This window comes from Dyella lipolytica, assembly GCF_030160075.1.
GTDB classification, from domain to species: domain Bacteria; phylum Pseudomonadota; class Gammaproteobacteria; order Xanthomonadales; family Rhodanobacteraceae; genus Dyella_B; species Dyella_B lipolytica.
The window spans coordinates 2,224,128-2,236,639 of record NZ_BSNQ01000003.1 but is presented as its reverse complement, the minus strand read 5'-3'; the positions used below and the strand labels follow the sequence as shown (position 1 = coordinate 2,236,639).

The following is a 12,512-nucleotide window of genomic DNA, read 5'->3' as shown; positions in this document are numbered from 1 at the left end:
TGTGGCGTCTCTTTTTCACAATGCATGACGTATCAACGTCGCCTTGCCTTGCGCGTCGCGCTGCACGGTAATGTCGTATTGCTTGCCCTGGAAACGGATGCGTTTGAGCGTCAGCGATGTCCACGTTGGCGGCAACGTGGGCGCGTACGCCGCGTCGAGCCCCTTGTCGTCGATACGCAGGCCGGTAAGGCCATACACCATGCTTTGCACGAAGCCCGCCGACGTGGCGAGGATGTAGCCCGCGTTGTTGGCGACTGTTTCGGTGCGTACGTTGAAGGGAGGCTTGAGAAAGCCGACCAGGTTACGTTGAATCCAGTCGCCGGCGGTCTTCGCATCACCCAGCTCGGAAGCCGCGACTGCAAGCATCACCATCATCATTTCGTTCGGATCGTCACCATGGACTTTCAGCTCGTGCAGCTGGAAGTCGAAATCGTTCCGGCGCACGGTTTCCGACATCGGCAGGTCGAGGTTGGGATACATCAACCACGCCAGCGAGGAACCCATCCACGTGATTTTGTCGTGCGGTACGGATTCGTCGAAATCGAGATGACGTTGTTCCTTCTCAAGGAACGGGATGTACATCTTGGCTGCCATGTTTGACCACTGCGGATCGGCTGGCTCGCCGACTGCTTTCGCTGCTTCAATAGCGATCAGCAGCGCCTTGCGCGCCGCGGCATTGGTGAACGAATCGTTTGGCACGTCGTCATAAGCCTCGTCCGGCGACGTGACGTGCATGATTTCGTAGCGATCTTGCGCCTTGTCGTAGGTGACGCGGCTGGCCCAGAACTGCGCGATCTCGTGGATCACCGGCCAACCGTATTGCTTCAGCCACGCAGTGTCGCCGCTGGCGAGGTAGTACTGCCATTGCGCGATGGCGATATCGGCGTTGACGTGGATCTCGCGATAGACGCCGTAGGCGAAGTGCGGCGTATTGTCGACGCCGGTTTGCGGATCGGCTTCCCACGGATACATCGTGCCCTTGGCCCCATATTGCACGGCACGCTCGCGCGCCGGTTGCATGGTGCGATGACGGAACATCACGATCGGCTTGGCGCGCTCGGGATGCAGCAGAAGCAGTGCGGGGAACACCCAGGAGTCGCTATCCCAGAACGCATGGCCTGCGTAGTTCGGCGTCAGTGCGCAGGCGCCCATGGGCCACGCCGTATCGACGGTGGTGTTGGAAAGCAGATAGTAGAGATCGGAATGCACGGCCTTCTGAACTTGCGGATCGCCGTCCACGACGATGTCGGACTGCCACAGTTCGTTCCACGTGGCCCGGTGTCTGGCGAGCAGTGCCGCAAAGCCCGCTTGTCGTGCCTGCGTGGCAAGCACGACATCGTCTTTCGCCGCACCGCCCCAATCCTGGCGCGAAGCGGCGAGGTATTTGGTGAAGGTGTATGTCACGCCTTTTTTCACCTTCGCAGTGATGTGCAAGGAGAGCAGGTCGTGGGTCTTCTCGAGTTTTACGTTCTCTACGGTCAACGATGCAGGCAATTCGATCGCCGCCGCCTCGGCCATGCTCAGGCCTTGCTTGGCGCGGCCATCGAGCCACAATGTCAGTGCCTTGGTGTTGCCGTCGCTGGATAACACCTGGGTGTAGCCCGGATACCACACCGCAGCGCGATCGGGGGTCGGTATCGGCTTGTTATCGAGCGTTTGCCCGCTCGCTATGACCGACGCGATCATCTGATCGCCGCTCATGCTTCCAATCGGAAAGCGCGGCTGGTATTCGGACCACAGGCGAAGCGGAAAGGTGAGTTCCACACTGCCGTCGAATTGCGGCGTGATGGTGATTTGCGTCGCAGCGAGATGCGCATTGGCCTGGCTGACGAAGGTAACCACCTGCACGTCCGTCGCTTTGTTGGCGTAGTCGAAGCGATAGCGTGTGGTGAGCGTGCCGTCGTACATGTCCAGCGTTTGCGAATAGTCCGCAAAGATCTTCTTGTCCAGGCGTGTCGCATTCAGCCAGCCTCCGCCGGGGTTGTAGTCGATCTCGCTCCAGCCCGGTATCGCTGCGGGGCGCGAAATGTCGGCTTTGTCGTAATCCATGAACGCGACCATGTATGCGCGATTCGGCTCGGTGCCGCGTGGCGAGGTCATCGTGGAGAAATAGCCGTTCGCCAAATAGCTGGGAAAGTAGCTGCCGAAGTTATCGGACGTGGCGGTGAGCAAAAAGCTTGGATCCGTGGCACCCCGGGCGGTGGCCGCGGCGGCGCACGCAGCAAGAAACAGTCCCAACATGCCGATGTTGCGAAAACTCATGGAAACTCCAGCGATGGCGCGTTGCACGTTTCGGCCCGGACAGCGCTATTTGGCCGTGAAGGTGATGCGTGCCGTCTTCTGGCCCGCCCGATCGGTTTCGCGCTTGAAGAGGAATAGCGTGATCAAGATCAGCGACATGGGCACCAGCGAGAAATAGAACGCGTGAATGCCGTTGAAGCGTGAAAAGATAATGGCGGTGATGCGGGAGCCGAGGGTGCCGCCGAGTGCGGAAAAAATCACGATCAAACCGGTCATTGCCGCATGCGAAGGTTTCGGCAATGAGCTCAGTGCTACGGAATTGATCACTGGATAGATCGGCGCCATCAGCAAGCCGATCAGCGGGATCAGGTACGCGGCAATCGGAGCGTTGAACCAGCCGATATCGGTGCGTGCCGTTACACCGTGCGCCAGCGGCAAGGTCAGCGTGACCAGCAACCCCATGCCGACCACGCACAGGTTCAACAGCGCATACCAAGGCATGCGGCGAAGCACTTGTCCGGCTGTGATGCGGCCGATGGCCGATGCGGCGGCGAGGATGCTGGCGACCTGGATGCTCATCGCATTGGGCAGCTTGAGTATTTCGTTATTGAAGGTCGGCAGCCAGGTGCTGAAGCTCTGCTCGATCAACACGTACAGAAAGGCCGAGGCGAGGAATACATAAACCAGCGGCCGCAAGAACAGATGCAGCATTTCGGCGAGCGAGCCGCGCATCGATGTCGTTTCATCGGTACGCGCAGCCGATTCGTCGAGCTGCGACGTAGCGAGCAGCACGATCACAAGTACGCAGATCACCGCAAGCACCCAGTAGACGTTGAGCCACGAAGGATTTGCCGGTGCACTACGATCGACGAAGGCACTGAACAGCCAGCCGGCTATCAGCACGCCCACCATGAATAGCCCTTCGACGGTGTTGGTGAGACGGCCGTGCTCGCTGCGGTCGTTGGTCAACAAACCGATCGAGGAATACACGGCTACTTTGGTCAGCGCAAACGAAATGCCGACGCACGTAAAAAGCAGCTCGGTGGTATGGAAGCTCGGATAGAGCGGCATCAGCACGCAGGCAAAGGCGACGATGCCGAGCGCGATCATCATCGCGCGCCGGTAGCCGAACAGGGGAAGGAAGGAAGCGACCAGCAGAGAGGTGATCGCGATCGGCAGATCCTTGAACAGTTCCAGCAGGCTGGCCTGTGGCTTGTCGACGCCGAAGGTAGAGATCGATTGCAGGATAACCGTGCCGACGCTATTGAGCAGGATCGCGAAGACCATGTAGATCAGCGCCAGCGCGGCAAGCATGCGGAATCGATTCATGGCGACCTGCTTGGAAATGAATGCGTGAGCGAAAACATGATAGTCACCGCCACTGCGAATAGCGCGGGAAGCTGCCGCGCATGGCACCGCCAACTCTACAACTTGCCTCGTGAGGAAAGTCCATGGCCGGATGTGTGACATCCGGCCATGGGTGCCCTAGGAGGGGAGGGCGATGAACACGTATCAGAACTTGTATTTGATCTGTCCCTGCACCTCGCGGCCTTCGATCGAGCGCGCCAGAATCACGCCACCGGTACTGGCAAAGCCGAACAAGCGGGCATTGCCTTCGGTGATGCCGATCTGGTTGGTCAGGTTGGTGCCCTGCACGCTGTATTCCCAGTGTTGGCCGACATTGGCGAGTACGCCGAAGCTGAGATCGTAGTAACTGCCCAGCGGCTGCTGCTGGATCAGATCGCCATAGCGATTGCCGATGTGTTCATAGGTGATCCACACCTTGACGTCGCCCCAGCTTGCGGGGAGGTCGTAAGAGGGCGTCAGGCGGGCCTGGAACTTCGGCTGGCGTTGCAGCTGCATGCCGTTGATGCTTGCGCATTGCGTGCTGCCGTTCTGGGCCGTGTACGTGACGCAACCGACGTAACGGTTGTAATGACCATCCATGTAGTCGCCGGAGAAGGTGATCGCAGCGTGCTCGAATGGCTGCACGGTGGTGGTGAAATTCACGCCCTTCGTTTGCGATCCATACACGAACGTCTGCTGGCCGGTGTCCGTGGTGATGGTGTACGGCACGTTGTAGAACAACCTGCGGTAAGCACTGACGTCGGCATAGATCCAGTCGGCCTGGTACTTGAAACCAATCTCGTAGTTCTTGACCTTTTGCACCGGAGTGGTCGGCAAGCCGCGGAGGTCATCGAAACCCGGGAAGTGGATACCCAGATTCGCGCGAACGTAGGCGCTCATGTTCGGGTTGAACTCGTAATTGGCGCCGAGCGTCCAGGACTTTTCCGTCTTCAAGTAGTGGATGTAGCTCTGTCCCGGTGCGAAGTATATGGAGCTGTTGTTGTACAGCGTGTACGGATTGGCATCGAGATCGCCGGTAGTGGTGTTGGCGATAGCGCCATTCGCCTGTTGGCGTTCTACGCGCAAGCCACCGTCGAACAGCCAGTTGTCGACTTTCCAGCTGTCGGTAGCGAAGAACGCGGTATTGAATCCGCTCCAGCGTTCGCGGATGGCCGCTGCAGACACAGCACCAGCGAAGCCCTGTGGGCTGGTGAGCTGCCATGTATTGGCGCCGTTAGTGAGGTCGACCACAATCGGATTCGGATTGTTCTGGGCCTGCAGCAGCATGTTGTTGCCCAGGAACCATGTGTCGTGATCGTTGTAGACGGCGGTGTAGTTGCCGACGGTCAGCGTGTTGCCATCGAACAATTCCTTGCTGACATGGAATTCGTTGCTGATCGCCTGGATGACCTTGTGCACGTACCAGAGTCCCTGCGTGGTGACGTTCTGGTTCATGCTGGCCGGGCTGCCGTTGGTGTAGGTGGCGATGGCAGTGAGGCCGGTGGGAAGCTGCGTGTCAGCGGCTTCAGCCGTAGCAATGTAGTTTGCCAACGAGGTGGGGTTGTTGCCCGTGCTGAAGAACGACACGGTGTTCATCTCGCCGCCGGTAAAGCCCAGCTTATCGGAGAGCGACCAGCCGTTGCCGAAATCCCAATCGAAGTTGGTACCGAATAGGTGTATGTCTGCGCCGCGTCCCTTGGCGAGGTTCACGTCGAGGCCGCCCGGTGTGCAACCTGCGGTGAAGCAAGGCGTGGTCTGGATAAATTCGCGCTGGTCGGCCTTGCTGCCGAAGGTGCCAGTTAGCGCGTTGAAGCCTGGATAGTTGGAGAAACTGCCCTGACCCGGATTGAGAATCGGCGTATCGGTGACGAACTGGTTGTGATCCTTCAGCGAGCGTGCGTAGAACATTAGCGAACCGCTATCCCAATCGCGCGTCAACGTAGCCGTCAACTGGCCGCCGTTATCGGCCGGGAATTGGGGATCGCGCACGCCGTCGGACCGGCGCCAGAATCCGCCGACGCTGCCGTACCAATTGTTGGCGATCTTGAAGCCAATAAAGCCGTCCAAGCGCTCCATCCCTTCAGAGCCGTAGGTGAAGCCGAGATCGCCCGAAGGTACGTCCGTGCCTTCCTTGAGGATAAAGTTCGCCGTCACACCGGGCTGTCCGTTGCCATACAGCACCGAGGGACCGCCTTGCACGATTTCAGCGCGATCGATGGTGTCGTCGAGGCGGAACATGGAGGAGTTCTCCATGAACGAGAGGGTAGACATCGGATAAAGCGGCGTGCCATTGAGTTGGTACGTGGCATAAGGCGCGTCGCCGCCGCCCGGGAAACCGGCCACTTCGATGTTCGCGCCGGTCTGACCGCCGGAGGATTCCGGATAGACGCCAGGCGATGCTTTCAGCAGGTCGGCGGCGCTCTTGGGGTTGGCTTCCTTGATTTGCTGGGCGGACATCGAAGTGATCGAGTAGGCCGCGTCGATCTTCTTGATGCCGGCGAAGGTGGCCGTGCCTGTCACCACGACCTGCTCAAGCGTCTTGGTGTTCTTGTCATTGGTCGGTTGCCTGCCGGGATTGGCGTTGGTCGTGGTCGTCGCGGGCGGCGGCGTGGTCTGGGCCTGGTTGCTGTCCTGTGCATAGACGACACCAGATGCGAGCGTGGTCGCGATCGCCGCTGATAGCGCTAGGCGTGTGAGTGGCTTGTTGTTCATCAATCGTTCTCCCCAACGGTTTGTAAGTGATCGCGTGGCGCGGGCCACGTCTGTCTGTTAGCCGCTTTATGTCGTAAACACGCTGATGTCGAACGCGGCGACGCTCGGCAATAGCAGGTCTGCCCCGGCCAATGCTTGCGCATGGCCAATTCCCACTGCTTTCATTCCTGCGGAGTGGATGCTGGCAATGCCCGCCGCGGCGTCCTCCACGCCAAGGCATTCGCTCGGTGCCAGGCCGAGGCCGCGCGCGGCGGCCAGGAAAATCTCGGGATCGGGTTTGGCGCGACGGATGTGGTTGGCGTCCACCACGTAGTCGAACAAATCGGCGATGCCGAGTCTTTCCAGCAGAAGCGGTGCGTTGCGGCTGGCCGAAGCCAGCGCGGTTTTCAGTCCGGCGCGGCGAACCGACTCGATCGCATGGCGCGCGCCAGGCAGCAGGTTCTCTGGGCCGAGGTGTTCGATCTGTTGCCGGTAGTAGTTGTTCTTGCGGGTGGCGAGCGTTTCTTTTTCGTCCTCGGAAAATGCGTGCGACGTCTGCTCGAGCAGGATGTCCAGCGAACTGCGACGATCGACGCCTTTCAGCCTTTCGCCAATCGCATCGTCGAAAGGTATGCCGATCTCGGAAGCGAGTTGTTTCCAGGCGGCGTGGTGCACCACGGCAGTGTCGGCAATCACGCCGTCGAGATCGAAGATCACACCCTTGAAGAGCAGGCCTTTCAGGCTCTGCGAAGCGGACGCGCGCAGTGGCGCGCTGAGAGGTTGCCCGACGCGCAACGTCAACGGCTGGCCGTGATGCAGGATTTCCGTCGGTGCGCCTTCGGTCAGCGTGTATTCCACGCGATCTTTTCCAACCGATACGCGAATGTGGCTGTTCTTCCAACGCACACCGAATCGATAACCGCGCCATGCAGCCGGCAGCACCGGCGCGAAAGCCGAGTGGCCATTCATTGCCCGCATGCCACCGAAGCCCCAGGCCAGCGCCAGCCAGCTGCCGGCCATCGCGGCCATGTGCACGCCGTGCGACGTATTGCCGTGCAGATTGTCCAGATCCACGCGCAAGGTGCCGAGGAAATAGCGGTAGGCCTTGTCGGCATAGCCCACTTCCGAAGCGACGATGCTGAAGGTCGATGCCGACAGCGTGGAGTCGTGCACTGTGACGCCTTCGTAGTAATCGAAGTTACGGCGCTTGCTGTCCTTGTCGATCGCATTGCCGGCCAGCACGAAGGCTTGCAGCACATCGGCCTGCTTGCATACCTGGTGGCGATAGATCGTCAGCGGATGCATTTGCAGCAGCAGCGGACGATGTCCCAGTTCGTTCGAGTGCGTGGCGGGGAGACGCGGCTTGTCGAGAAAGTCGTCGTCCTGCGGAAAGATACCTAGTGTCGGATCGACCGGCAGATACATGGCATCCGCGGCAGCGAGCCACGACGCGATTTCTTTTTCCGACAGATCGATCGCGGCGGCGATGCGCGCGTAATCCTGCGGCTTGTCCTGCGCCAATTGCGCCGCGACAACGGCGGCGTAGCGCAGGTGTTGCTGCGCCATGTGGTTGGTGTAGTAGTTGTTGTCGACCAGTGCCGTGTATTCGTCGGGGCCGGTGACCTGACAGATGCAGAACGCGTTGTTGCGACGCGGGTTGTAATAGCCCACGTGATGCCAGAGGCGCGCCGTCTCGAACAACACGTCGGCGCCGCCGCGCACGAGAAAATCCGTATCGCCGGTGGCGTCGACGTAAAAGCGGATCGCGAAGGCGATCGCGGCATTGATGTGATATTGCGCGGAGCCGGATGGGAAGTAGGCCGAGCATTCGTCGCCGCTGATCGTGCGCCATGCGTACAACGCGCCGACCGGATGATTCATTTCGCGTGCGTGGTTACGTGCACGCGCGAGTGTGTTGACGCGATATTCGAGCATGCTGCGTGCTTGCGCTGGCGAAGTCAGCGCGAGCACGGGCAGGACGAAGGCTTCGGCGTCCCAGAAGTAGTGGCCCTCGTAGCCCTCGCCGGTAAGGCCTTTGGCGGCCGCGCTGCCGTTGCCGTCGCGGCCGGTCGACTGCAGCAGATGGAACAGATTGAAGCGCAGCGCTTGTTCGACAGCCGGATCGCCGTCGATCATCAGCTCGGCCTCGCGCCAGAAAGCGTCGCAGGCCTTTGCCTGGTCGGCGTGGTGGGCGTCGAAATTCTGCGCCAGTGCCCGTTCCAGGCTGGCGGCGACGGCGTCGAGCAGGTGCGCTTCGGTATCGCTGCTTTCGGGATGGCTCCAGGCGTAGGCCACGTACTTTTCCAGCATCACGCTTTGGCCTGGGTGCAGCTCAGCGCTGTAGTGCTGCTGTGCGCCTTGCCCATCTTCAATGATGGCGCGGGTGAAGCTCAGTCCGGGTTCCCTCAGTCGATGGCGCTGGCCGCTGGCAAGTCGGATGTGGCTGTTTTGGGTGCGCTGGCAGATCGAGGCCAGCGTCTGATCCGAATCCAAGGCGGTGATGCTTAGACCGCCGTCGAGACGCGTGCCGATACGCGGGTCGTCGCCTTGCGTGGCTGCGGCGGTGTTGGCGACCAGGGCCGATTCGAGGGTGATCGGGCCGCTGTAGTCGATAGAGGTGACGCGGTAGCGGATGCACAGGAGGTTCGGCGTGTGCAGGGGTACGATCCGCTCCGCGTCGATCTGCAGAGTGACGCCCGTGGGGGAGCGCCAACGCAGAGTGCGTTGCAGGCAGCCGGCGCGCAGATCCAAAGCCTGCTCGAATGCCAGCCATTCGCCTTCATCCAGATCCACCGGTGTTTCGCCCAGGCGCAGGCCGATGCGCGTACCGTCGGCGACGGGGATGCGCGTATCGGTGCTGCGAGCGAAGCCGGGGAAGCGTTCGTGATACTCGATGGGCGTACGTTCCCAGACCCCAGTAAGGAAGGTGCCTTGGGTCGGGCTGCGGCTTTCTTCCAGGCCGCCGCGCACGCCAAGCATGCCGTTGGCGAGGGCGAACAGGCTTTCCAGCCTGGCCCGCTCGCTATCGGCCGGGCGATGCGTATGCACCAAGCGCCAGGTGTCCGGAGATACCTGATGTGCCGTATCCCTGGCTGGTGTTGGCGCATCGTGGCTGTGCACGCACTCTCCCCTCGGCATCGTTGCTTGGTCTTCTCGTCGGCCCTGAGGCCTCTTGTGGGGCGAGCATAGAAGCGAATGATATCGATATCAAGATATCGATATCATATGCGGCATCGCACCAACTTGCGCTCGTGAACGGGCTGAAAACATCGCTGGATTGGACGCCGCCGCGGTTCGCGGGCCACACTTGTCCGGGTATGCGGCATTGCTCCGCGCACCGCCTTTCGAGGGCAGCCTCTTGACGCACGCCAAGAAGAAACAACCCCTTGCGCAACGCCCCGGCCTGACCATGGCCGATCTGGCCAAGTTGGCGGGGGTATCCAAGATCACCATTTCGCGGGCGCTGAGCGACAGTCCGCTGGTGAATGTGGAAACGCGGGAACGCCTTCAAGAGCTGGCGCGCAAGCATGGCTACAAGCTGAATGTCAGCGCCCGCAATCTGCGCCTGCGGCGCAGCCACACGGTGGCGGTGATCGTGGAAATGAAACCGTCCTCCGGGCGCACCATGTGGGATCCGTACCCGTTGTCCCTGCTAGGTGGTATCTCGCAGGAGCTGACGTCGGCCGGCTACAGCGTGCTGCTGACCACGCGCCAGGGCGCAGCGGACGCGTCGGTGCAATCCGCCGATGGCCTGATTCTGCTGGGCCAGGGTGTGCGCCAGGATGCTGTGCGTCTCTATGACAAGCTGGGCATGCCGATGGTGGTGTGGGGCGCGGCCGGGCAGGGTGGCGATAGCCATATCGTGGTGGGCAGCGACAACCGACAGGGCGGCATCAGCGTGGCCGAGCGCTTTCTTTCCATCGGGCGGCGCAATCCGGTTTTTATAGGCAACCCGGATCACCCCGAAATGGCGCAGCGCCTGTTCGGTTTTGTCGACGAGCTGGCTGACCACGGCATCAAGCCGCTGCTTTTGCGCCGAGCGGATTTCACCCTCGAATCGGGCGTCGACGCGGTGCGTTCGCTGCACAGTCGAAAGGTTCGCTTCGATGCGATCTTTGCGTGCAGTGACTTGCTGGCGATGGGCGCGATCCGTGCCCTGGTCGAACTCGGGCTATCCGTGCCGAACGATGTTTCGGTGATCGGTTATGACGACACGCCGCTGGGCGCGAGCTTTCTGCCGCCGTTGAGCACGGTGCGCCAGAACTGGCAGGAGGGCGGTGTGCTGCTGGCGCGCAAAGTGCTGGCGTTGATTCATAGCCAGCCGGTGCAATCGCAGATGATGGCAACCACGCTAGTGGTTAGATCGACCTGATCGCTACACCGTCGGTTCGATGCGCGCCGGTGGCGTGAGCACCAGCCGGAAGCAACTCCCGCCACCTGCAACGCGCACGTATTCGAGCGCGGCCTGATTGGCCTCGGCCATCTGCCTCGCCAGATAAAGCCCCAGACCCGTGCCGTATTCGTGCGTGGTGTAGAACGGCTCGAAAATCTGCGCCGCGACTTTCGGTGCAATGCCTGGACCGCGATCGATCACTTCCAAAATCGGCACGCCATGCTCGCCGTGACGCACCACCACCATCACACGTGCAGCCTCTCCAGGCATGCGGCCGTAGCGCAGCGCGTTTTGCACCAGATTCCATAAAACCTGCTGCAGCTGCTGCGGATCGGCCACGGCCGCCACGGGTGCCGGGCTGTTGTCGACCACGCGCAGCGAATCGCTCCCCAGATCGTTGCCCTGCTTGTATTCCTCCACAAAGCTGTGCGACCAGTCGCCGAGATTGAGCGTCTCGGGACGCGAACGTTCGCGCCGCGACAGCTGCAGAATGTTCTCGATGATTTCATTGAGGCGGCTGCAATGGTTGTTGATGATCTCGACCATGCGCAGGTCGGTGGGATTCATCTCGTTGGACTCGGCAAGCAGCTGCGCGGAATAGCGGATCGCCGCCAGCGGATTGCGAATCTCGTGTGCGATCGACGCAGAGAGGCGTCCCAACGAACTGAGCGTGAGTTCCTCCGCGCGCCGGGACACCAGGGAGGTGTCGTCCAGAAAGATCAGCACCAGCGAATCGTCGTTCGGCGCCAGGCGGCTGAAACGCGGCACCACTTCCGGCATGCCGTCCGCCAGCTGCGTGGCGGTTTCGTCCAGCTTGCCCGAGGTGATCCAGTGATACAGGCGGCGCGACAGTTCGGGTGCCACGCGGCCCAGGTCGCGCTGATCGGAGGACGGATTACCCAGCAACATCCACGCCGATTCGTTGATCTGGTGGATGCGATTGGCATCGTCGACCAGCATCACGCCGGTTTTCATGCGGCGGATGATCAGCTCGTTGACCTGCGAAAGGTTGACCAGGTCGATACTGCGCTGTTCGGCCAGGGCCTCGCTGGCGCGTAACTGGCGACCCAGCACGTTGCACAGCACGACGATCGAGAAATAGGCCATGCCGAACAGGCCGGACTCGAGAAAGTCGCGATCATCGGCCAACACCAGATGCGGCAAGGCCAGCAGGGTGCGGCCGAGCACGCCCAAGGTGGCGACTGCGGCAAGGAACAACGCCAGTCGCAGGGGCAGCAGCAGGGCGCCGGCAGCCAGGTTCACGGCCAACATCATGGCGATGCCGATGCGGGCATCGTTCATGGCCGTGATGGCCAATACGGCGGCAACGATATCGACGAACACGGTGCCCAGAATGGCCAGCCAGCCTAGGGTCTTGGTCATGTGGGTGACCGACACCACGGCCCCGGCGAAGATCAGGTAGAGCGTTGCGACGATGCGCGCCAGGCCGACGTTGTCCAGGTGCGGCCAGCCGATTCCGACGGGGGTGAAGGCAAGTCCGACGTAAACCAGTGCCTGGGCCAGCCTGAAATAATTCAGGAACAACAATTCGTGGCGGGTCGTCGTGCTGTTGGGCGAGTCGGACATCGCGCGGCTGGACACAGTTGTGGGCACTCGGCGGCAGGAATAGGAGGGGGCATTAGCCATCTACTCCCTCTCCCCTCCGGGGAGAGGGTTGGGGTGAGGGGCCAATCTTGCGATTGGGCTAGCTCGAAGCGGGCTTCGATGCGCCACTTTCGCAAGATTGGCCCCTCACCTCAATCCTCTTTGCATCGCCAAGTCTTTCTCCCTCTCCCCTTCGGGGAGAGGGTTGGGGTGAGGGGCCAATCTTGCGATTGGG

6 protein-coding genes are annotated in these 12,512 nt (G+C 61.2%); 1 reads left to right on the top strand and 5 read right to left on the bottom strand.

The genetic code is table 11. The features are described from left to right. Nucleotides 1–15: 15 nt before the first annotated feature. The 4 genes from QQL64_RS11425 to pgmB all read right to left on the bottom strand — a co-directional run bounded on the left by QQL64_RS11425 (nt 16) and on the right by pgmB (nt 9,399). Nucleotides 16–2,262 (bottom strand): glycosyl hydrolase family 95 catalytic domain-containing protein, encoded by a 2,247-nt coding sequence (locus QQL64_RS11425; RefSeq protein WP_284399421.1) that lies wholly within the window; start codon nt 2,260–2,262, stop codon nt 16–18. A gap of 45 nt (nt 2,263–2,307) precedes the next feature. After that, a complete protein-coding gene (locus tag QQL64_RS11420; protein WP_284399418.1) occupies nt 2,308–3,570 on the bottom strand; it encodes an MFS transporter in 1,263 nt (420 codons plus the stop codon). 183 nt (nt 3,571–3,753) lie between these two features. After that, on the bottom strand, nt 3,754–6,300 hold the full coding sequence (locus QQL64_RS11415) for a TonB-dependent receptor (protein ID WP_284399415.1): 2,547 nt from the start codon (nt 6,298–6,300) through the stop codon (nt 3,754–3,756). Between the two features lie 66 nt (nt 6,301–6,366). After that, nucleotides 6,367–9,399 carry a beta-phosphoglucomutase gene (gene pgmB / locus QQL64_RS11410; protein ID WP_284399413.1) on the bottom strand — a complete coding sequence of 1,011 codons (3,033 nt, stop codon included), beginning with the start codon at nt 9,397–9,399 and terminating at the stop codon, nt 6,367–6,369. Between the two features lie 289 nt (nt 9,400–9,688). On the opposite strand from pgmB, the gene QQL64_RS11405 reads away from it, so the two are divergent. After that, a complete protein-coding gene (locus QQL64_RS11405) occupies nt 9,689–10,651 on the top strand; it encodes a LacI family DNA-binding transcriptional regulator (RefSeq protein WP_284399775.1) in 963 nt (320 codons plus the stop codon). A 3-nt stretch (nt 10,652–10,654) separates the two neighbouring features. On the opposite strand, the gene QQL64_RS11400 is transcribed toward QQL64_RS11405, so the two are convergent. Beyond that, nucleotides 10,655–12,259: a sensor histidine kinase gene (locus QQL64_RS11400; RefSeq protein WP_284399411.1), complete on the bottom strand. Its 1,605-nt coding sequence runs from the start codon at nt 12,257–12,259 to the stop codon at nt 10,655–10,657. Between the last annotated feature and the right edge of the window lie 253 nt (nt 12,260–12,512).